The organism is Kitasatospora sp. NPDC054768, assembly GCF_053612025.1.
In genome coordinates this window covers 13,203-35,019 of sequence record NZ_JBSHBN010000022.1, presented here as the reverse complement: position 1 = coordinate 35,019, position 21,817 = coordinate 13,203, and the positions used below count along the sequence as shown (strand labels likewise).

General features: G+C 71.6%; 18 protein-coding genes. 5 read left to right on the top strand and 13 right to left on the bottom strand.

Going from position 1 to position 21,817, the window contains the following annotated elements:
* Window positions 1-3 precede the first annotated feature (3 nt).
* From ACWGKU_RS09545 to ACWGKU_RS09535, 3 genes are all read right to left on the bottom strand, one after another.
* On the bottom strand, window positions 4-726 hold the full coding sequence (locus tag ACWGKU_RS09545) for an ABC transporter permease (RefSeq protein WP_452177994.1): 723 nt from the start codon (window positions 724-726) through the stop codon (window positions 4-6).
* On the bottom strand, window positions 723-1,697 hold the full coding sequence (locus ACWGKU_RS09540; RefSeq protein WP_401049742.1) for an ABC transporter ATP-binding protein: 975 nt from the start codon (window positions 1,695-1,697) through the stop codon (window positions 723-725). Before ACWGKU_RS09540 ends, ACWGKU_RS09545 begins: the two co-directional genes overlap by 4 nt.
* A gap of 194 nt (window positions 1,698-1,891) precedes the next feature.
* Entirely contained in the window at window positions 1,892-4,045 is a 2,154-nt protein-coding gene (locus ACWGKU_RS09535; RefSeq protein ID WP_401049739.1) for a S9 family peptidase, read from the bottom strand.
* A 313-nt stretch (window positions 4,046-4,358) separates the two neighbouring features.
* Between ACWGKU_RS09535 and ACWGKU_RS09530 the strand changes: the two genes are divergently transcribed.
* From ACWGKU_RS09530 to ACWGKU_RS09510, 5 genes are all read left to right on the top strand, one after another.
* The gene (locus ACWGKU_RS09530) at window positions 4,359-4,553 is read left to right on the top strand and encodes a DUF2304 family protein (protein WP_049658010.1); all 195 of its coding nucleotides are present in this window, start codon (window positions 4,359-4,361) and stop codon (window positions 4,551-4,553) included.
* A gap of 104 nt (window positions 4,554-4,657) precedes the next feature.
* Window positions 4,658-5,566 carry an N-acetyl-1-D-myo-inositol-2-amino-2-deoxy-alpha-D-glucopyranoside deacetylase gene (gene mshB, locus ACWGKU_RS09525; RefSeq protein ID WP_401049737.1) on the top strand — a complete coding sequence of 303 codons (909 nt, stop codon included), beginning with the start codon at window positions 4,658-4,660 and terminating at the stop codon, window positions 5,564-5,566.
* Entirely contained in the window at window positions 5,563-6,021 is a 459-nt protein-coding gene (locus ACWGKU_RS09520; RefSeq protein WP_359899579.1) for a DUF6113 family protein, read from the top strand. The genes mshB and ACWGKU_RS09520 overlap by 4 nt, the downstream gene beginning before the upstream one ends.
* 244 nt (window positions 6,022-6,265) lie before the next feature.
* A complete protein-coding gene (locus tag ACWGKU_RS09515) occupies window positions 6,266-8,689 on the top strand; it encodes a hypothetical protein (RefSeq protein ID WP_452177993.1) in 2,424 nt (807 codons plus the stop codon).
* 144 nt (window positions 8,690-8,833) lie between these two features.
* Window positions 8,834-10,537 (top strand): ABC transporter family substrate-binding protein, encoded by a 1,704-nt coding sequence (locus ACWGKU_RS09510; protein WP_452177992.1) that lies wholly within the window; start codon window positions 8,834-8,836, stop codon window positions 10,535-10,537.
* A 24-nt stretch (window positions 10,538-10,561) separates the two neighbouring features.
* On the opposite strand, the gene ACWGKU_RS09505 is transcribed toward ACWGKU_RS09510, so the two are convergent.
* The 10 genes from ACWGKU_RS09505 to ACWGKU_RS09460 all read right to left on the bottom strand — a co-directional run bounded on the left by ACWGKU_RS09505 (window position 10,562) and on the right by ACWGKU_RS09460 (window position 21,765).
* On the bottom strand, window positions 10,562-11,611 hold the full coding sequence (locus ACWGKU_RS09505) for an ABC transporter ATP-binding protein (protein WP_452177991.1): 1,050 nt from the start codon (window positions 11,609-11,611) through the stop codon (window positions 10,562-10,564).
* 156 nt (window positions 11,612-11,767) lie between these two features.
* Window positions 11,768-12,826: an ABC transporter ATP-binding protein gene (locus ACWGKU_RS09500; RefSeq protein ID WP_452178010.1), complete on the bottom strand. Its 1,059-nt coding sequence runs from the start codon at window positions 12,824-12,826 to the stop codon at window positions 11,768-11,770.
* 25 nt (window positions 12,827-12,851) lie between these two features.
* On the bottom strand, window positions 12,852-13,904 hold the full coding sequence (locus ACWGKU_RS09495) for an ABC transporter ATP-binding protein (RefSeq protein WP_452177990.1): 1,053 nt from the start codon (window positions 13,902-13,904) through the stop codon (window positions 12,852-12,854).
* A 15-nt stretch (window positions 13,905-13,919) separates the two neighbouring features.
* A complete protein-coding gene (locus tag ACWGKU_RS09490; protein ID WP_401054963.1) occupies window positions 13,920-14,834 on the bottom strand; it encodes an ABC transporter permease in 915 nt (304 codons plus the stop codon).
* Between the two features lie 76 nt (window positions 14,835-14,910).
* A complete protein-coding gene (locus tag ACWGKU_RS09485) occupies window positions 14,911-15,837 on the bottom strand; it encodes an ABC transporter permease (protein WP_380633855.1) in 927 nt (308 codons plus the stop codon).
* Window positions 15,838-15,963: 126 nt separating this feature from the next.
* On the bottom strand, window positions 15,964-17,586 hold the full coding sequence (locus ACWGKU_RS09480; protein WP_401043462.1) for a peptide ABC transporter substrate-binding protein: 1,623 nt from the start codon (window positions 17,584-17,586) through the stop codon (window positions 15,964-15,966).
* Window positions 17,587-17,823: 237 nt separating this feature from the next.
* The gene (locus ACWGKU_RS09475) at window positions 17,824-18,840 is read right to left on the bottom strand and encodes an ABC transporter ATP-binding protein (protein WP_401043465.1); all 1,017 of its coding nucleotides are present in this window, start codon (window positions 18,838-18,840) and stop codon (window positions 17,824-17,826) included.
* Window positions 18,833-19,882: an ABC transporter ATP-binding protein gene (locus ACWGKU_RS09470; protein WP_380551698.1), complete on the bottom strand. Its 1,050-nt coding sequence runs from the start codon at window positions 19,880-19,882 to the stop codon at window positions 18,833-18,835. The genes ACWGKU_RS09475 and ACWGKU_RS09470 overlap by 8 nt, the downstream gene beginning before the upstream one ends.
* 19 nt (window positions 19,883-19,901) lie before the next feature.
* On the bottom strand, window positions 19,902-20,846 hold the full coding sequence (locus ACWGKU_RS09465; RefSeq protein WP_401043467.1) for an ABC transporter permease: 945 nt from the start codon (window positions 20,844-20,846) through the stop codon (window positions 19,902-19,904).
* Window positions 20,839-21,765, bottom strand: coding sequence for an ABC transporter permease (locus tag ACWGKU_RS09460; RefSeq protein WP_452177988.1), 927 nt, complete (start codon window positions 21,763-21,765; stop codon window positions 20,839-20,841). Before ACWGKU_RS09460 ends, ACWGKU_RS09465 begins: the two co-directional genes overlap by 8 nt.
* Between the last annotated feature and the right edge of the window lie 52 nt (window positions 21,766-21,817).

Genomic DNA, 21,817 nt, shown 5'->3' with positions numbered 1-21,817 from the left:
TCATCATGCCTGGCGGCTGTCACGGCGGTACAGGGCCGCCGCGGCGGCGCCGAACACCACGAGGAAGGCGGCCAGCCCGGCGACCGCGCCGGTGTCCAGGGAGTGCCCGGGCCGGGTGAAGTCGGCCAGCTGGTTGTACAGGTACACCGGGTTGAAGCGGGCGAACCTCTCCAGTGAGCCGCTCACCGGGAACCAGGTGCCGCCGAGCAGGGCCATCGCCATGTAGGTGATCATCACGATCGGCTGCACCGCGTCCGGCGCCGCCGCGTACCCGAGCGCCACCCCGAGCGCGGCGAACACGAAGCTGCCCAGCCAGAGCGCGGCCGCCAGCCCGAGCCACTGCGGCACGCTCAGCGAGACGCCCTGGCTCGCGCCGACCGCGAAGACCACCAGGATCGCCGGCAGCGTGGTGACGGCGGTCGCCGCGATCTTGCCGACGGTGTACGCCCGGCCGGGCAGCGCGGTCAGCCGCAGCTGACGCACCCAGCCGCTCTTGCGCTCCAGCGAGATCCGCTGCGCACTGCCGGTCAGCACCGCGCCGACCGCGCCGAAGGTGGCCATCGAGACCATGAAGTAGGTCTTCACCGGCAGGCCCCCGGCGAGCTGGGTGGAGCCGTAGGCGTTGATGAAGAAGACGTACATCAGCGCCGGGTAGGCGACGGTGAAGAGCAGGTAGCGCCGGTTGCGGAGGGTCCGCAGGATCTCCAGCCGGATCAGGGTGGTCATCGCACGGTCTCCTTCTCGGTGTTCTCCCGGCCGGCGTCCCCGGCGCCGGCCTCGCGGTCCAGCTCGCCGGTGATGGTCAGGAAGGCCTGCTCCAGGCCCACGCCGGCGACCTCCAGCCCGCGCGGGTACAGCCCCGCCCGGTAGATCCCGGCCACGGTGGCGTCGGCGTCCGCGGTCCGGATCCGTACCGTCCGCACCCCCGCGACCCTGGCGGTGACGTCCAGCGACCGCACGCCCGGCAGGGTGCGCAGCACGGGCTCCTCGAACCCGCCGTCCGCGTCGTGGAGTTCGAAGGCGACCCGGCGGGCGCCGGCCCGCGCCTTGATCTCCGCCGAGCTGCCGTCGGCGATCAGCCGGCCCCGGTGCAGCACCAGGACGCGGTCGGCGATCGAGTCGGCCTCCTCCAGGTAGTGGGTGGCGAACAGCACCGTGCGCCCGGCGTCGGCCTGCGCGCGCATGCTCGCCCAGAACGACTGCCGCACGCTGACGTCCATGCCGGTGGTCGGCTCGTCCAGCACGATCAGGTCGTTGTCGCCGGCGATGGCCAGGGCGAAGCGGACCCGCTGCTCCTGGCCGCCGGACAGCTTGTCGACCCGCCGCTCCGCCAGCTCGGTGATCCCGGCGTCGGTCAGCACCTCCGTGACCGACCGGCCGCGCGGGTGCACGTCGCAGGCGAGCCGCACCAGCTCGCGCACCTTGACGTCGGTCATCAGCCCGCCGCTCTGCAGCATCGCGCCGACCCGGCCGGCCTCGATCGCCGCCCGCGGGGTGGCGCCGAACAGGGTCACGCTGCCCCGGTCGGGCTCGCGCAGGCCGAGCAGCAGGTCCAGGCTGGTGGACTTCCCGGCGCCGTTCGGCCCAAGCAGGGCGACGGTCTCTCCCGGCCTCAGCACGAGGTCCAGTCCGTCCACGGCGCGCACCCGCCCGTAGCTCTTGCCCACGCCGCGGAAGGCGGCCACCTCGGTACCCATCGCCCGGCTCCTCTCCCTGATGGTGTCACGCTCATGGCGTCACGGTCGGTGCTGTTCGCACCACCTCAGAGTCCCGCGCGGGCGGGTGGCGGCGGCAGTGTCCGCCGTCGTGCCTTCGGCATGACGGATGTCATGCCGGCGGCCGGTACCCCGGTCAGGGGCACCGGCCGCCGAAAGCGCTGGTCGGACGGGTGTCACACCCCCAGCGAGCGCTTCACGAAGTCGACCTGGAGCAGCAGCAGGTTCTCCGCGACCTCCTCCTGCGGGGTCATGTGGGTGACTCCGGACAGCGGCAGCACGGTGTGCGGGCGCCCGGCGGCGAGCAGCGCCGAGGACAGCCGCAGGGTGTGCGCGGCCACCACGTTGTCGTCCGCCAGCCCGTGGATGATCATCAGCGGGCGCTCCAGGCCGGCCGCGTACCCGCTCAGCGAGTTGGCGGCGTACACCTCGGGCCGCTCGGCGGGGTCGCCCAGGTAGCGCTCGGTGTAGTGGGTGTCGTACAGCTCCCAGTCGGTCACCGGCGCCCCGGCCACCGCCGCGTGGAAGACGTCCGGGCGGCGCAGCACGGCGAGCGCGGAGAGGTAGCCGCCGTACGACCAGCCGCGGACGGCGACCCGGTCGAGGTCCAGCGGGAACTCCCCGGCGAGCGCCCGCAGCGCCTCCACCTGGTCGTCCAGGGTGGCCCCGGCGAAGTCGAAGGCGATCGACTTCTCCCAGGCCGGCCCGCGCCCGGGCGTGCCGCGCCCGTCGGCGACGACCACCGCGAAGCCCTGGTCGGCGAACCACTGCGAGTTGAGGTGCGGGTTGTGCGCCTGGACGACGCGCTGGCCGTGCGGGCCGCCGTACGGGTCCATCAGGACGGGCAGCAGGCCGTCCCGCTCCCGGTCGTAGCCGGTGGGCAGGAAGACGGCCGCCGGGATGCGGCGCTCGCCGGCGAAGCGGAAGACCGGGCGGGCGGTGATGACCGGGGTCTCGGCGTACGAGGCGATGGTGGCGACGTCGTCGACCGCCAGGCCCTCGGGCAGGTCCCGGGCGACCTGGACCAGGGTGCCGGGCAGGTCCGGCTCGGCGGTGGCCCGGACGGTGATCCCGCCGCCGTGCACCGCGCTGGTGACGGAGGTGAACGGCCGCCCGTTGGCGGACTCCCAGCCCAGTCGCGTGCCGTCGTGGCTGATCCGGCCGACGCCGATCCAGCCCGGCTCGGGGTCGGTCTCCTCGGCGCCGCCGGCGGCGCCGAAGAACACCTCCCGCTCGGTGACCGCGACGACCGAGCGGACGTGCAGGTCGGCCCCGGTCACGGCGCGGTCGCCGATCACCAGCGCCCGCACGCCGCCCTCGTCGGAGATCCGGACCAGCTTGCCGTCCGGGGTCCAGGCCGGCGCGCCCGGGAACAGCTCCAGCCAGACGCCGTCCTTCTCCTCGTGCAGCACCTCGGTGGCGCCGGTGGCGGCGTCCAGGCCGAGGATCCGCTGGCCGCGCTGGTCACGGGTCTGGACCAGGAGCAGCGGCACGCCGCCCTTCGACCAGTGCACCCGGCCCAGGTACGGGTAGGCCTCGCGGTCCCAGACCACCTCGGTGCGCCCGCCGTGCAGGTCGAGCAGCCAGAGCCCGACCTCGGCGTTGGCGCCGCCGGCCGCCGGGTAGGCGACCTCGGCGGGCTCACGGTCCGGGTTCGCCGGGTCGGCGATCCACCAGCGGCGCACCGGGCTGTCGTCGGCGCGCTCGACCAGCAGCCGGTCGCCCGCCGGGGACCACCAGAAGCCGCGGTCGCGGTCCATCTCCTCCTGCGCGATGAACTCGGCCTGGCCCCAGGTGACGTTCGGGCCGTCCGGCTCGGCGAGCACCCGGTCGCCGCCGCCGTCGGTGCGGGTCAGCCGCAGCTCGCCGGCGGTGTTGGCGTACGCGACGTAGGCGCCGTCCGGGGAGAGGCGCGGGTCCAGCAGCGGCCCCTCGGCGGGCAGTTCGGCGGTGGCGCCGGTGGTCAGGTCGGCGGTGAACAGGCGGCCGGAGAGGGCGAAGGCGGCCAGCTTCCCGGCCGCGTCCAGGGCGTAGCCGACGATGCCGGCCGAGCCCTCGCGGCTGCGCTCGCGGCGGGCCCTCTCGGCCGGGGAGAGGTCCTCCTCGCCGCCGCCGAGCAGCGCGGCCGGGTCGGCGGCGACCCGCTCCTCGCCGGTGGCGGTGTCGAGGGTCCAGAGCAGGTTGGCCCGGTCGCGGCCGGATCGCGAGCGGAGGAAGACGACCCGCGAGCCGTCCGGCGCGACGGAGAAGGAGCGGGGCGCGCCGACGGTGTAGCGCAGGGTCCGCGCGTACTGCCTCGGGAAGGTGTCGGCAGAGGTGTGGGAGGTCATGGCACCAGACCTTATGACGACGGACCACCACCCCCGGGCGTGCGTTGATCACTCGTTCGGAGCATCGTCGACAAGTACGCCCCAAAGAGGTCCAAACCGCCTCCGACCGGCCCACGCGCCCCTCGGATGCCACGATGCCCCGGCGCGCGCGGACTCACCGAGGGTAATGACACCCTCACCCATCGGGTATGACTTGTCGCGCGAGTGAACGCCCGGCCCCGTCCCGGACCGCGGTCACCCGCAGCCCCCAGTCCCGCACCGTCCCTCGCCGCTCTCCCCCGGGCGGCGTGCCCGAGAAGGGGTGTGAGCCGACATGGCCATGAACATCTCCGCCGCTGTGCTGATGCTGGTCATCGTGGTGATCCTGATCCGCCGGTCCGGCCTGAAGCTGGCGCACGCGATCGTCTGCGCGCTGCTGGGCTTCTACCTGGCCTCCAGCTCGATCGCCCCGTCGATCAGCCAGGTCACCAGCAACCTCGCCGGAATGATCAACGGCCTGAGGCTCTGACCCCGCCGCCGCGGCCGCGAGGGCCTGTCGTCGCACGCGCGCCTGCCCCGCCCGCCCTCCGGGCGGACGACGGGAGCGTGACGACAGGCCCTAGGCTTCCTCCCATGACCGCGACTACCGGCCGCCGCCTCCTCCTGGTGCACGCGCACCCCGACGACGAGTCGATCGGCAACGGCGCCACCATGGCCCGGTACGCCGCCGAGGGCGCCCGGGTCACGCTGGTGACCTGCACCCTCGGCGAGGGCGGCGAGGTGATCCCCGCGCGGCTGGCCCACCTGACGGCCGATCGGGACGACACCCTCGGCGCGCACCGGATCGGCGAGCTCACCGAGGCGATGCGCGCCCTCGGCGTGACCGACTTCCGCTTCCTCGGCGGCCCGGGGCGCTACCGCGACTCCGGGATGATGGGCGTGCCCGAGAACGACGTGCCCGGCTGCTTCTGGCGGGCGGACGTCGAGGAGGCGGCCGGCCACCTGGTCGCGGTGATCCGCGAGGCGCGCCCGCAGGTGCTGGTCACGTACGACCCGGACGGCGGCTACGGGCACCCGGACCACATCCAGGCGCACCGGGTCGCGATGCGCGCCCACGAGCTGGCCGCCGACCCGGCGCACCGGCCGGAGCTGGGCCCGGCCTGGCGGATCGCCAAGGTGTACTGGAACCGGATGCCCCGCTCGGTGATCGAGGCCGGGCTCGCCGAGGCCGCCGCCAAGGCGTCCTTCCCGGGCGTGGCGCAGCCCTCCGACGTCCCCGGCGTGGTCGACGACGAGGTGGTCACCACCGTCCTGGACGGCGCGGCGTACGCGGGGCGCAAGGCCGCCGCACTGACCGCCCACGCCACCCAGATCACCGTGGACGGCGCCTTCTTCGCGCTCTCCAACGACCTCGCCCAGCCGCTGTTCGCCACCGAGTACTACCAGTTGGTGCACGGCCAGGCCGGGCCGGGCGGGCCGGAGGACGACCTGTTCGCCGGCCTTCCGCTCGACGCCGCCCACGCCGAGGAGGGCACCCGATGAGCAAGTCCGACGCCACACCGCCGCGCCGCACGCTCGCCGCCGCCGTCCTCGGCACCCGCGAGGAGCGGCTGGCGGAGCCCCAGCCCCCGCGCGCCGCCCGGATCGGGGCCTACGTCCTGTTCTTCCTGCTGGGTGCCGCGGTGTCGGTCTGCGGATCCTTTGTGCAGGCCCTGTGGCCGCCGGTGGGAGTCCTGCTGGCGCTCGCCGCGACCGGCGCCACCTTCTACGGCGGCCTGCGGGTCACCGGCACCCGGCTCGGCGCGGGCGCGCCCGCGGCCGGCTGGTTCCTGGCGATGCTGCTGCTGATCGTGCCCCGGCCCGAGGGCGACAACGTGCTGTGGTCCAACGCCACCTCGCTGGCCTGGCTGTTCGCCGGGTCGGTGCTGGGCGTGATCTGCGCCACCCTGCCCACCCGCACCAGCTGGTTCCCCGGGGTGCCCGGCCCCCCGCGCTGACCCGGGTCGTGCACGGCGTACCGTACCGCGTACGACGAGCAGTCAGGAGCGTACGGCCTTACTCTCATACCGGAGGAACCGGACGTATCAGGATCTGTCCGAAGCCGTTCGCCGCTCAGTTCTTCCCAGTATGGTGGTCCCGCAGAACGCCGTACCCGACCGCCGCCCGCCCCAGCCAAGGCCCGGCGACCACGAACCGCGGTCGCGCCGCACGGCCCGCCCGCGAACCCGGAGCAGAGCAGCATTGAGCAGCCGCGAATCTGACAACGCCCACCCGACGCCCCGGCGCACGGGCCCGGACGCCTACCCGTCGGGCACACCGCCCTACGGCACGCCGGGGCTCCCCGGCGGCGACCGGGCCGACGCCGGACCGGGCGCCGCGTCGGGCGGCGAGGACGACGGTCCGAAGACCGAGACCACCCTGACCACCCGGGTCCGGATCAACATCCCCGGCTCGCGTCCGATCCCGCCGGTCGTCGTCCGCAGCACCGTCAAGAACGAGGACGGCCCGGGCGATGACGCCCCGGCCGCCGCCGCCGAACCGGGCGGCCCGCGGCACCGCTCCGCGCCGACCTCGCCCGTCCTCGGTGTGATGGACGACGGCGGCCGCCAGGCCGCCCCGCCGAACCTGCCGCCGGAGTGGCAGATCCCGCCGATCCCGCCGGCGACCTCGGAGTCGGAGTCCACCGGCGCCTGGTTCCGCCCGCGCCAGAAGAAGGCCGCGACCGCCGAGTCCGCGCCGGCCACGGCTCCGGCGACCGTTCCGGCCGGTGCCGTGGGCACGACGGAGGCCCCGGTCGCCCCGGGCGGCGCCGAGCCGCGCCCGCAGGGTGCCCGTCCGGCCGCGGGCCGACCCGCCCGTGCCGACGGCGCGCGGAACGGCACCCCGAGCGGCCGGCCGGTGCCCGCCCAGGGCAAGCAGCCGAACCCGGCAGCCGCGCCCGTCGCGCCGTTCCACGCCGAGGCCCCGGTGGAGGAGCCCGGCGTGTACGAGGCCGCCGACCCGTTCGCGCCGGTCACCGACCCGTTCGGCACCTCCGTTCCCGACGCCGGCGCGCAGGGCCTGCCCCGGCGCGACGGCGGGCAGCAGAGCCGCGGACAGCAGAACGGGCAGCAGAACGGGCAGCCGCAGAACCGTCAGCAGCGCAAGAACCGGCCGGGCGGGCCGCAGCAGCCCGGCCCGCAGAACGGCTTCCAGCCGAACGGCCACCAGGCGCCCGCGCCGCACCCGCCGTCCGGGCCGGTCACCGAGCCGAACCCGGAGGACACCTCCGTCGACGGCTTCGCGCCGATCCGCGACAACACCCCGCCGCCCGCCGCGATACCCGGCCTGCCCCGGAACGGCGCCCCGCACGGCGCCGACGGCCGTCCGCAGCCGAGCCTGTTCGCCTCGGCCCCGACCGGCACCGATCCGTTCGCCGCCCAGCGCCCGGCCGCCCCCGGCCACGGCCAGGAGGTCCCCGCCGCTCCGGCGGGCCCCGGCGCCCTCTTCCCGGGCGCGCCCGGCACCGCCGCGCAGCCCGGCGACCCGGAGGCCACCGCGGTCACCCCGCTGCCGGCCCCGGCGCCCGGCCCCCGGCCCGAGGGCTCCGAGGAGACCAGGAACGCCAAGGGCGGCAAGGGCGGCAGGGGCTCCAAGGCCACCCCGGCCCCCGCTCCGGCCCCCGCCAAGGCGAAGGCCGAGCCCGCCGCCCCGGCCAAGGCCAAGCGCGGCGGGGCCGGCAAGAAGCTGGTCAAGCTGGGCGTCTACGGCATCGTCGCGGTGCTGTTCCTCGGCGCCGCCGCGTACGGCACCGGCCTGATGCTCAACCAGTCCGACGTCCCCAAGGGCACCGTGGTGCTCGGCGCCGAGATCGGCGGCAGCAGCCGCGACCAGGCGATCCACCAGCTGGACGAGTCGGTCGGCAAGGCCGGCCAGCAGCCGCTCAAGCTGAAGATCGGCGACCAGGCCGTGGACCTCGACCCGGCGGTCGCCGGCCTGAGCTTCGACACCACCGCCACCGTGGACGGCCTGGCCCAGCACAGCTACAACCCGCTGGACGTCTTCAAGTCGCTCAAGGGCGGCACCAAGACCGTCGCTCCCGAGGTCAAGGTCGACAAGGCCAAGCTCAAGGCCGCTCTCGACACCCTCGCGGCCGGCTCCGGCCAGGGCCTCCAGGAGGGCTACGTCAAGTTCGGCGACGTCAACGGCGAGCCGATCGTCGTCCCCGGCCGGGCCGGCCAGGCGGTGGACTCGGCGAGCGCCCTGGACGTGATCGCGCAGGCCTACCGCGACCGCGCCGACGGCAAGCCCGAGCAGCCGATCGCCCTGGCCGTCACGGCCGCCCAGCCGAAGATCTCCACCCAGGCCCTCCAGGGCGCCGCCGACACCCTCGGCAAGCAGATCGCCGCGGGCAAGGTGCACGTCGTGGCCGGCGCCAAGTCCTGGGACTTCGGCCCGAAGACCGCCGCCAAGGCGCTCACCCTCGTCCCGGACGCCTCCGGCAAGATCGTGCCCAAGTGGGACCTCGACGCGCTCGCCGCCCAGCTGGGCACCGCGTTCGACAAGGTGAAGGTCAAGAAGAACGGCCAGGTCGCCGCGATCACCCCGCAGGACGTCGCGGACGGCATCACCTCGGTGCTCGACAAGACCGGCGACAAGGACCGTACCTTCAAGTTCGTGGTCTGACGCGGTCGGGGGCCGGCGCGTCCGCCGTACCCGCACCGCACGAGGGGCGGGCCCGCATCCGGGCCCGCCCCTCGACAACACCCGTCCCGGTCAGCAAGATGTGACGCCACACCATCCGCCACATCCACCCCGGGGAGCACGCCGATGCGCCGCCGCCTCCAGCACCACGGGACGGCCCTGCTCGCCGGTCTCACCCTCTCGCTGGCCCTCTGCTCCTGCACCTCCGGTCAGGACGCCGCCGAGGCCCCGACGGCCGCCCTCGCGTCGCCCAAGCTCACCTCGGTCGACATCAACCCGCACGACCGGGCCCAGCTGCGCCAGGGCGGCACCCTGAACCTGGCGATCGCCCAGTTCTCCCGCCAGTGGTCGCCGATCCACACCGACGGCAGCGAGTCCTCGACCGTCATGGTCAGCAAGCCGCTGCTGCCGACCTTCTTCCGCTCGGACGCGGCCGGCACCCAGACCCCCAACCCGGCCTACCTGCAGGAGGCGCACGCCGAGCTCAGGGACGGCCGGCAGGTGGTCACCTGGACGCTCAACCCGAAGGCCCACTGGTCCGACGGCACCCCGATCACCTGGCGCGACATCGAGGCCAACTGGCGTGCCCTGAACGGGAAGGACCCGGCCTACAAGTCCTCCAGCAGCACCGGCTTCGAGCTGGTCTCCGCGGTGGAGCGCGGCAAGGACGACTTCCAGGCCGTGATGACCTTCGACCACCCGTTCTCCGAGTGGCAGTCGATGTTCAACAGCGCCGGCAACGCCCCGCTGCTGCCCGCCGGCCGGATCTCCACGCCGGAACTGTTCAACTCCTCCTACCTGGACGCGTTCCCGGTCACCGCCGGCCCGTTCAAGGTCGAGCAGCTGGACCGCGCCGCCCAGACCGTCACGCTGGTCGCCGACCCCTCCTGGTGGGGCGACAAGCCGGTGCTGGACCGGATCGTCTTCCACGCGATGCTGCCCGACGCGATGCCCGCCGCCTTCGCCAAGGGACAGCTCGACCTCGTCAACATCGGCCCGGACGTGGCCGGCTACCAGGTGGTCAGGAACACCAAGGGCGCCGCGGTGCGCCGGGCCGGCGGACCGGACTTCCGCCAGCTCACCCTGAACGCCCGCACCCCCGCGCTCGGCGACGCGACCGTGCGCCAGGCCGTCTTCCAGGCGATCAACCGGGACGTGGTGATCCGCTCCGACCTCAGCGGCCTGGACTGGCCCGCCGTCCCGCTCAACAACCACCTGCTGGTCACCAACCAGAACGGCTACCGCGACAACTCCCTGGGCCTGGCCCGCTACGACCCCGCCGAGGCGGCCCGCAAGCTGGACGCGGCCGGCTGGAAGCCGGACGGCGACGTGCGGAGGAAGGACGGCCGCGAGCTGAACCTGCGGATGGTCGTCCCGGCCGGCGTCAACCCGGCCCAGGCCGAGGCCGCCAACACCACCAGAATGCTCAAGGACGTCGGCATCAAGGTCACCACCGTGACCGCCCCCGCCAACGAGTTCTTCGACAAGTACGTCAACCGCAACGACTTCGACATCGCCGCCTACTCGCTGATCGGCACCCCCTTCCCGGCCAGCGGAAACCGCGCCAACTTCGTCCAGAGCGGCGGCACCAACCACGTCGGGGCGGGCAGCCCGGCGGTGGACGCCGCGCTCGACCGGGCGGCGGCCGCGGCCGACGCCGCCACCGCCACCGAGGCGATCAACCAGGCCGACGGGGAGCTCTGGAAGGTGGCCGGCGTCCTGCCGCTCTACCAGCGCCCGCAGCTGTACGGGGCCCGCGCCGACCTCGCCAACATCGGCGCGCAGGGCCTGTCCGACATCGTCTGGGAGAACGTCGGCTTCGCGAAGTAGCCGCCGGCCGGGCCGGGCGCGGCCTCAGCCGTGCAGCGTCTCGCGCCAGTAGTGGCAGGCGCTGCGGCGGCCCGCCAGCTCCGTCCCGTGCTCGCCGGTCACCGGTGTCAGCGCGGGGAGTTCGGTCCGGCAGCGGTCCTGGGCGCGCGGGCAGCGGGGGTTGAAGGCGCAGCCCTCCGGGGGACTCAGCAGGCTCGGCGGCAGGCCCTTGATGGCGTGCAGGTTCCGGCCCTTCTGGTCCAGCCGGGGGATGGAGTCCAGCAGTCCCCGGGTGTACGGGTGCGCGGGCCGGGCGTACAGCTCGTGCACCGGGGCGGTCTCGACGATCCGGCCCGCGTACATCACGGCGATCTTGTCCGCGACGTCGGCGACCACGCCCAGGTCGTGGGTGATCAGGATCAGGCCCATGTTGTACTCGGCCTGCAACTCGGCCAGCAGGTCCATCACCTGGGCCTGCACCGTCACGTCCAGGGCGGTGGTCGGCTCGTCCGCGATGATCAGGTCCGGCTCCAGGGCCAGCGCCATCGCGATCATGATGCGCTGGCGCATGCCGCCGGAGAACTGGTGCGGGTAGTCGTTCACCCGCTGCCCGGCGGCCGGGATGCGCACCCGGTCCATCAGCTCGATGGCCCGGTCCCGGGCCTCCTTCCTGGAGGCCCCCCGGTGCGCCCGGAACATCTCGCCCAGCTGGTAGCCGACGCTGAGCACCGGATTCAGCGCCGAGAGCGCGTCCTGGAAGATCATCGCGATGTGCCCGCCCCGGACGGACCGCCGGGCGTTGGCACCCATGGTCAGCAGGTCCTCGCCGCGGAACAGGATCCGCCCCGCGGTGATCCGCCCCGGCGGCATGTCCAGGATGCCCATGATCGCCTGCGCCGTCACCGACTTGCCCGAGCCGGACTCCCCCAGCACCGCCAGCGTCTCCCCCGCCGCGACGGAGTAGCTCACCCCGTTCACGGCCCTGGCGACGCCGTCCCGGGTACGGAACTCCACGTGCAGGTCGTCGACCTCCAGCAGCGGCGCCCCGGGTTCCACGCTCCCCCGACCGCCGCCGATCAGCTCCACCGCGTCCATCAGAGCAGCCTCCCCGGCGCCGCGGCACCCACTGCTGGGCGCAGAGCAACTATCAAGGAACGGACCGCACTTGGCGAGCCTGCGGCAGATCTCTTTTCCGTCACGGGAAAGGGCGCGCCCCCGCCCGCGGGGACGCGCCCTGGTCATCGACCGGTCTCAGCCGGCGCGCTGCCCGGCCTCCCGCTCCGCCGCGAAGTGACACGCCGAGTCGTGCCGCGCCGCCCCGTCCAGCCAGGACGGCGCGGCCAGCAGCGGCTCCTCGACCTCGCACCGCTGCTGCGCCTTCCAGCAGCGGGTGCGGAAGCGGCAGCCGGACGGCGGGTTGGCCGGCGAGGGCACGTCGCCGGTGAGCACGATCCGGTCCCGGATCTCCCGCGCCCTCGGGTCCGGCACCGGCACCGCGGAGAGCAGCGCCTGGGTGTACGGGTGGGTGGCGTGGTCGTAGATCTCCGCGTCGCTGCCGATCTCGACCATCTTCCCCAGGTACATCACCCCGACCCGGTCGGAGATGTGCCGGACGATGGAGAGGTCGTGCGCGATGAACATGTACGACAGGTTGAACTCGCCCTGCAGCTGCTCCAGCAGGTTGATCACCTGCGCCTGGACGGACACGTCCAGCGCGGAGACCGGCTCGTCGCAGATGATGATCTCCGGCTTGAGCGCCAGCCCCCGGGCGATGCCGATGCGCTGGCGCTGGCCGCCGGAGAACTGGTGCGGATAGCGGTTGATGTACTCCGGGTTGAGCCCGACCACGTCCAGCAGGTCCTGGACGGCCTTGCGGCGGTCACCCTTGGGCGCCACCTCGGGGTGGATCTCGAACGGCTCGCCGATGATGTCGCCGACCGTCATGCGCGGGTTGAGCGAGGTGTACGGGTCCTGGAACACCATCTGGATGTTCCGGCGGACGGCCTTCAGCCCGGCCCCGGAGAGCCGGGAGATCTCCTCCCCCTTGTAGCGGACCGATCCCGAGGTGGCCGGCTCCAGGTTCATCAGCACCTTGGCCAGCGTGGACTTGCCACAGCCGGACTCGCCGACGATCCCGAGCGTCTCGCCCTGCATCAGGTCGAAGGTGACCCCGTCGACCGCCTTCACCGCGCCGACCTGCTTCTTGAACAGGACGCCCTTGGTGAGCGGGAAGTGCTTGACCAGGTCCCGGACTTCGAGGATCGGCCGGCCGCGCGGCACCTCCTGCTCGAAGGCGACCTCCTCCGGCATCGCCGCGCCCAGCGCGCTGGCCCCGTTAACGGTCATGGAGGGTCTCCTTCCAGAAGAAGCAGGCGCTGCCGCGCCCCTCCAGCGGCGTCCCGTCCTCCTCGGTGACCGGGAACAGCTCCGGTACCTCGGTCCGGCAGCGGTCCTGGGCACGCGGGCAACGGGGGTTGAAGGCGCAGCCCTCGGGGATGCGCAGGAGGTTGGGCGGCAGGCCCTTGATCGCGTAGAGCTCCTGGCCCTTCTGGTCCAGCCGGGGGATGGAGTCCAGCAGTCCCCGGGTGTACGGGTGCGCGGGCCGGGCATACAGCTCGTGCACCGGGGCGGTCTCGACGATCCGGCCCGCGTACATCACCGCGATCTTGTCCGCGACGTCGGCGACCACGCCCAGGTCGTGGGTGATCAGGATCAGGCCCATGTTGTACTCGGCCTGCAACTCGGCCAGCAGGTCCATCACCTGGGCCTGCACCGTCACGTCCAGGGCGGTGGTCGGCTCGTCCGCGATGATCAGGTCCGGCTCCAGGGCCAGCGCCATCGCGATCATGATGCGCTGGCGCATGCCGCCGGAGAACTGGTGCGGATAGTCGTTCACCCGCTGCCCGGCGGCCGGGATGCGCACCCGGTCCATCAGCTCCACGGCCCGCTCCCGGGCCTCCTTGCGGGAGACCCCCCGGTGCGCCCGGAACATCTCCCCCAGCTGGTAGCCGACGCTGAGCACCGGATTCAGCGCCGAGAGCGCGTCCTGGAAGATCATCGCGATCTTCTGGCCGCGGATCCGCCGCCGCTCCTCCTTGCTCATCCTGAGCATGTCCTGGCCCCGGTAGAGGATCTCGCCGCGCGGGATCCTGGCCGGCGGCATGTCCAGGATGCCCATGATCGCCTGCGCCGTCACCGACTTGCCCGAGCCGGACTCCCCCAGCACCGCCAGCGTCTCCCCCGCCGCGACGGAGTAGTTGACGCCGTTCACGGCCCTGGCGACGCCGTCCCGGGTGACGAACTCGACGTGCAGGTCCCGCACGTCGAGCAGCGGCCCCTGGTACGGCGCCTCCTGCACGCGCCCGGTGGTGTCCACCGCTGTACTCACGATGCGCTCCCTCGCTCAGCGAAGCTTCGGATCGAGGGCGTCGCGGACCGCGTCGCCCATCATGATGAAGGCCAGCACGGTGATGGAGAGCGCCGCGGCCGGGAAGAACATCACGTACGGCGCGGTCCGGATCACCTTCTGGGCGGAGGAGATGTCGATGCCCCAGGAGATGGTCGGCTCCTGAAGACCGATGCCGAGGAAGCTCAGCGTCGCCTCGGTCGCGATGTAGCCGCCGAGCGCGATGGTCGCCACCACGATCACCGGCGCGACCGCGTTCGGCAGGATGTGCCGGAGCATCAGCCGTCCGGTCCCGGCCCCGAGGGCCCGGCCCGCCGTCACGAAGTCGGACTGTTTGACGGTCAGCACCGCACCGCGCATGACGCGGGCGATCTGGGTCCAGCCGAGGACGGCCAGGGCGACCACCACGGTCCACACCGTGCGGACGGTGAACGCGTTCAGCAGCACCAGGGCGCCGAGCAGCAGCGGGATGCCGAAGAAGATGTCGACGATCCGGGAGACCACCGCGTCGACGGCCCCGCCGTAGTACCCGGCGACCATGCCGGTCAGCCCGCCGAGCAGGGTGACCGCGGCGGTCACGAAGATGCCGACGGTGATCGAGGCCCGGGCGCCGTAGACCACCCGGGCGTAGATGGACCGGCCCTGGGCGTCGTAGCCGAACCAGCCGGCGCCGAAGAAGTCCGTCCAGTCCGGCCGCCGGAGGTAGTCGTGCACCAGGTCGGCCCTGCGCGGGTTGGCGTCGGTGAAGGCCCAGGGGAAGATCGCGATGAGCACCAGCAGCACGATCAGCACGACCGAGAGCAGGAAGATCGGCCGCCGGCGCAGGTCCCGCCAGGCGTCGCCCCAGAGGCTGCGGGCCTCCTCCCGCTTCTCCACGTCGGATTCGACCAGGGTCTCCTGCTCCACCGCCATGCCCTGCTCCCCCGCGAAGTCGAGACGGGAGACACCAGGCTTGGGATGCGGTTCGTAGGAGTCCTCGTCGTGGATGTCAGACATAGCGGATCCTCGGGTCCAGGACCGCGTAGAGCAGGTCGACGAGCAGGCTGGCGACCAGGTAGATGATCACCAGGACGGTCACGATGCCGACCACGGTGGGGCCTTCCTTCTGGTTGATCGCCCGGTACAGGACGTTGCCGATGCCCTGCACGTTGAAGATGCCCTCGGTGACGATCGCCCCGCCCATCAGCGCGCCGAGGTCGGTGCCGAGGAAAGTGACCACCGGGATGAGCGAGTTGCGCAGCAGGTGGCGGGAGATGATGGTCCGCCGGGGCAGGCCCTTGGCGGTCGCGGTCCGGATGTAGTCGGCCCGCAGGTTCTCGCCGATGGAGGTCCGGGTGAGCCGGGCGACGTACGCGAGCGAGAGCGAGCCGAGGACGACCGCCGGCAGGATCAGCTGGGAGAGGTCGTAGCTGTCCTGCACCGTCGGCGTGACCCAGCCCAGGTTGGTGGCGAACACGGTCTGCGCGATGTAGGCCAGCACGAAGACCGGGATCGAGATCACCACCAGGGTCAGGATGAGCACCAGGGTGTCCGCGATGCTGCCGCGCTTCAGCCCGGAGAGCACGCCGAAGGCGAGGCCCACGATCATCTCGAAGAGAAAGGCCATCAGCGCCAGCCGGATGGTGACCGGGAAGGCGTCCGCCATGATGTCGGAGACCGGGCGGCCGGTGAAGCTGGTTCCGAAGTCCCCCTGGAAGAGGTTCCCCATGTAGTGCAGGTACTGCTTCCAGAGCGGCTGGTCGAGGTAGTACGTGTGCTTGATGCTCGCGACCACCGACGGGTCTGCGGCCTTCTCGCCGAACAGCGCGACCACCGGGTCGCCCGGCAGCGTGTAGACCATCACGAAGATCAGCAGCGTGGTGCCGAAGAACACCGGGATCATCTGCAGCACCCGCCGCAGCACGTAACTGCCCATCCGAGCCTCCTTCCTGTGTGGCCGACCGGGCCGGGCCGGTCGGCCGGGAGACCGCGCCCCGCCCTCCGCGCGGGGAGGGCGGGGCCGGTGCGCGGGGATCAGGGTCCGGGGATCAGGGCCCGGGGATCAGCCCTTGACCTCGACCTGCGTCCAGGCCGGGTTGCCGAAGGAGTCGAAACTCACGTTCTGCACGTTGGTCGAGTAGCCCGAGTTGGTGCGGTAGTACCAGAGCGGGACGGCCGGCATGCCGCTCTGCAGCACCGCCTCGGCCTGCTGGTAGCCGGTCACCGTGTCGGCGACGCTGGCGGCCTCGTCGGCCTGGGTCGCCGCCTGGTCGAACTGCGGGCTGCTGTACCCGGTGTCGTTGGACGCGGCACCGGTGCGGTACACGTCGGCCAGGAAGTTGGCGTTCAGCGGGTAGTCCTGCACCCAGCCGGTACGGAAGGCGCCGTTGAGCTGGTGCGCGGTGATGGCCTGGCGGGCGGTCTTGAAGTCGGGCTTCGGGTCGCCGAGGCAGTCGACGCCGGTGTTCTGCCGGATCGAGTTGCAGACCGCGTCGACCCACTCCTTGTGGCCGCCGTCCGCGTTGTAGGTGATCAGCACCTTGTTGCCGGGGACGCCGCCGCCCTGCTGGATCAGCTGCTTGGCCTTGGCGGGGTCGAAGTTGCAGAAGTCCCCGCAGGTGCCGGCCTTGTAGCCCTCGACGCCCTCCGCCACCCAGGCGCTGGCCGGCGCGCGGGAACCCTGCAGCACCGTCTTGGTGATGGTCGCGCGGTCGATCGCCATCGACAGGCCCTGGCGCACCTGGGCCTTCTCCGGGGCGGCCCAGTCGGCCTGGTAGAGGGTGAAGCCGATGTTCTGGATGGCGCCCTGCGGCGCGTCCACCGCGCGGTCGCCGAGGTCGCTCTTGTACGTGGCCAGCGCGGACGGCGGCACCTGGTCCATCACGTCCAGGTTGTTGGACTGGAGGTCGGCGTAGGCGGCCTCGGACGTGGTGTACATCTTGAAGACGACGCCGCCGTTCTTCGGCTTGTCCACGCCCTGGTAGTCCGGGAAGCTCTTGGTGACCACCTGGCTGTTGTGCGCCCAGCTGACGAACTGGTACGGGCCGTTGCCCACCGGCTTCTGCCCGTACCCGGCCGGGTCCTTGAAGAAGCCCTCGGGCAGCGGCGAGAAGGCGATGTAGCCGAGCTTGTACTCGAAGTACGAGACCTTGTGGTTCAGCTTGACGGTGAAGTGCAGGTCGTCGGTGACGGTCAGTCCGGACATCTTGTCCGAGGTGGGCTGGCCGGAGGCCGGGTGGACGTCCTGGTAGCCCTCGATGTCGGAGAACCAGGAGCTGTTGATCTGGTTGTTGGCGGGGTTGGCGCCCCAGTTCCAGGCGTCGACGAAGTTCTGGGCGTGCACCGGGGTGCCGTCGTGGAACTTCCAGCCGTCTTTCAGGGTGACGGTGAAGGTCAGCGAGTCACTGGTGTCGATCGCGTCGGCGACCTGCATCCGGATCTTGGCATTGGTGGGGTCGTAGTCGACCAGCCCCTTGAAGAGGTTCTGGATGATGCGACCACCGCCGACCTCGTTCGCGTTGGCGGGCTGCAACGGGTTCTGCGGCTCGTTGCTCTGGTAGCTGAAGGTCTTGCTGGCGTCCGACGAGCCGCTGCCTCCTCCGCCGTTGCTGCTGCACCCGGTGGCCACCAGGACCACGGACGTCGCAACGGCGAGGACCCATCGAGCACGGGCGGCTTCGGGCATGGAGGTCCCTCCTCAAGGTGTGTGTCGCATCACACCCCATGAGAAGCGCGCCCCGGCGACGGCGCGAGTCAGGTGCACCCGCACGGGTGCCGTGACCCCCTGCCGAGTTGACGCGGCGCCGGATCGACGCAGCACCGGATCAACGCGGCGCCGGATCAACGCGGCGCCGGATCAACAGAATGCCGGAAGGGCCCGTGGCGCGAACGCGACGGGCCCTTCCTGGGACCAGCGGGGGAATCAGGCCGCGGCCTGCTCCCGGACCTCGGGGAAGTGGCAGGCCGACTCGTGCGCGGCCGGGCCCTTCAGCAGCGAGGGGACCGCGAGCAGCGGGACCTCCTCGGAGCACCGCTCCTCCGCCTTCCAGCAGCGGGTGCGGAAGCGGCAGCCGGACGGCGGGTTGGCCGGCGAGGGGATGTCCCCGCTGAGCACGATCCGGTCGCGGGTCTCGCGCGCCGCCGGGTCCGGCACCGGCACCGCGGAGAGCAGCGCCTGGGTGTACGGGTGGGTGGCGTTCTCGTAGATCTCCTCGTCCGAGCCGATCTCGACCATCTTGCCCAGGTACATCACGCCGACGCGGTCGGATATGTGCCGGACGATGGAGAGGTCGTGCGCGATGAACATGTAGGAGAGGCCGAACTCGCCCTGCAGCTGCTCCAGCAGGTTGATCACCTGCGCCTGGACGGACACGTCCAGCGCGGAGACCGGCTCGTCGCAGATGATGATCTCGGGCTTGAGCGCGAGACCGCGGGCGATGCCGATGCGCTGGCGCTGGCCGCCGGAGAACTGGTGCGGGTACCGGTTGATGTACTCCGGGTTCAGACCCACGACGTCCAGCAGGTCCTGGACGGCCTTGCGGCGGTCGCCCTTGGGCGCCACCTCGGGGTGGATCTCGAACGGCTCGCCGATGATGTCGCCGACCGTCATGCGCGGGTTGAGCGAGGTGTACGGGTCCTGGAACACCATCTGGATGTTCCGGCGGACGGCCTTGAGGGCCGCCCCCTGGAGCGTGGAGATGTCCTCGCCCTTGAAGAGCACCTGGCCGGAGGTGGGCCGCTCCAGGTTCATCAGCACCTTGGCCAGCGTGGACTTGCCACAGCCGGACTCGCCGACGATCCCGAGCGTCTCGCCCTTCTTCAGCTCGAAGGAGATGCCGTCGACCGCCTTGACCGCGCCGACCTGCTTCTTCAAGAGGATGCCCTGGGTCAGCGGGTAGTGCTTGACCAGGTCCTTGACCTCCAGGATGTTCTCAGCCATGGAGGGTCTCCTTCCAGAGGTGGCACGCGCTGCGGCGGCCGGTGAGCTCCTTGCCGTCCTTGTCCGTCACGTGGTGCAGCGCCGGGGTCTCGGTGCGGCACAGGTCGGTGGCGACGTCGCAGCGGGGGTTGAACGCGCAGCCGGCCGGAACCTTGAGCAGGTTCGGGGGCAGGCCCTTGATCGCGTACAGCTCCTGGCCCTTCTGGTCCAGGCGCGGGATGGAGCGGAGCAGGCCCTTGGTGTACGGGTGCGCGGGGTTCGCGTACAGGTCGTGCACCGGGGCGGTCTCGACGATCCGGCCCGCGTACATCACGGCGATCTTGTCCGCGACGTCGGCGACCACGCCGAGGTCGTGGGTGATCAGGATCAGGCCCATGTTGTACTCGGCCTGGAGCTCGGCCAGCAGGTCCATCACCTGGGCCTGGACGGTGACGTCCAGGGCGGTGGTGGGCTCGTCCGCGATGATCAGGTCCGGCTCCAGGGAGAGCGCCATCGCGATCATGATGCGCTGGCGCATGCCGCCGGAGAACTGGTGCGGGTAGTCGTTCACCCGCTGGCGGGCGGCCGGGATGCGCACCCGCTCCATCAGCTCGATGGCCTTCTCCTTGGCCTCCTTCCTGGAGGCCCCCTGGTGCACGCGGAACATCTCGCCGAGCTGGTAGCCGACGCTGAGCACCGGGTTCAGCGCGGAGAGCGCGTCCTGGAAGATCATCGCGATCTTCCGGCCGCGGATCCGGCGCCGCTCCTCGCCGCTCATCGTGAGCATGTCCTGGCCGCGGTACAGGATCTGGCCCTGGGTCACCTTGCCCGGGGGCATGTCCAGGATGCCCATGATGGTCTGCGCCGTCACGGACTTGCCGGAGCCGGACTCGCCGAGCACGGCGAGGGTCTCGCCGGCCGCGACGGAGTAGTTGACGCCGTTCACTGCCTTGGCCACGCCGTCCCGGGTGTGGAACTCCACGTGGAGGTCCTTCACCTCCAGGAGAGGAGTGCCGACTTCGAGCCGGTCATTCTTCTGGTTGTTCTCGATCACGGTGGTCATCGGGTCGTCACCTCTTCTCTCAGCGGAGCTTCGGGTCGAGGGCGTCGCGCACCGCGTCGCCGAGCATGATGAACGCCAGCACGGTAAGGCTCAGCATTCCGGCGGGGAAGAACAGGGCGAACGGTGCCGTGCGGATCACCTTCTGGGCCGAGTTGATGTCGATACCCCAGGAGATGGTCGGGTCCTGAAGACCGATGCCGAGGAAGCTCAGCGTCGCCTCGGTGGCGATGTAGCCGCCGAGCGCGATGGTGGCGACGACGATCACCGGGGCGATCGCGTTCGGCAGGATGTGCTTGAACATGATCCGGCCGGTGCCGGCGCCGAGCGCCTTGGCCGCCGTCACGAAGTCGGCCTGCTTGACCGTGATCACCGAGCCGCGCATGACACGGGTCATCTGGGTCCAGCCCAGGGCGACCAGCGCGAACACCACGCTCCAGACGGTGCGGTCGGTGAAGGCGTTCAGGACCACCAGCGAGCCGAGCAGCAGCGGGATGCCGAAGAAGATGTCGGTGATGCGGGAGATGATCGTGTCGACCCAGCCGCCGAAGTAGCCGGCCACCATGCCGGCGAGGCCGCCGAGGATGGTCACGCCCAGGGTGACGCAGATGCCGACCACGACCGAGGCGCGGGCGCCGTAGACGACGCGGGCGTAGATGCTGCGGCCCTGGAGGTCGTAGCCGAACCAGTCCGCCTGGAAGAAGTGGCTGTAGTTCGGCTTCGACAGGTAGTGGTTGCGCAGGTCGCCGGCCCGCGGGTCCACCGAGGTGAACAGCCCGGGGGCGATGGCGATGACGATCAGCAGCAGGATCAGCAGCCCGGAGATCACGAAGATCGGCTTGCGACGCAGGTCGTGCCAGGCGTCCGAGCCGAGGCTGCGGGCCTTCTCCTGCTTCGGCGCCGGGGCGTCCGCCGCGCGCTGGGCCGGGATGTCCCCGGCGGTCTTCTTCTCGGTCAGGTCAGGCATAACGGATCCTCGGGTCCAGGACCGCGTAAAGCAGGTCGACGATCAGGCCGGCGGCCAGGTAGACGATCACGAGGAAGGCCACGAAGCCGGAGACGGTCGCGCCCTCCTTCATGTTGATCGCTTGGTAGAGCGCGTGACCCACGCCCTGGACGTTGAAGATGCCCTCGGTCACGATCGCGCCGCCCATCAGGGCGCCGAGGTCGGTGCCGAGGAAGGTGACCACCGGGATCATCGAGTTGCGGAGCAGGTGGGTGCCGATCACCTTGCGGCGCGGCAGGCCCTTGGCCACCGCGGTGCGCACGTAGTCGGCCTTGATGTTCTCGGCTATGGAAGTACGGGTGAGGCGCGCGACGTAGGCCAGCGAGAGCGAGCCGAGCACCACGGCCGGCAGCACCAGCTGGGTGATGTCGTTGCTGTCCTGGACGGTCGGGGTGACCCACTTCAGGTTCTGCCCGAAGACCGTCTGGAAGATGAAGCCCAGCACCGGGACCGGGATCGAGATCAGCAGCAGGGTGAGGAGCAGGGCGCCCTTGTCGAACATCTTGCCGCGGCGCAGACCGGCGTACAGGCCGATGCCGATGCCGAGCACGATCTCGATGGCGAACGCGAACAGCGCCAGCCGGGTCGTGACCGGCAGCGCCTCGGTGATCTTGTCGATGACCGGGCGCTGGTCCAGACCGGTGCCGAAGTCACCGGTGAGCAGCTTGCCCATGTAGTCGAAGTACTGCTGGATCAGCGGCTTGTCGAAGCCCTGCTGGTGCTTGAGAGCGGCGAGCTGCACCGGGTCCGGTGCCTTGTCGCCCCACAGTGCTGCCACCGGGTCACCAGGCAGCAAGTGCACCATGAAAAAGATGAGTGCGGTCGTTCCGAGGAACACCGGGATCATCTGGAGCAGTCGCCTTGCGACAAAGCGCCCCATCGTGCCTCCATGTATGGCCCTGCCGAGCCCGTCAACTCGGCAAGAGAAAAGT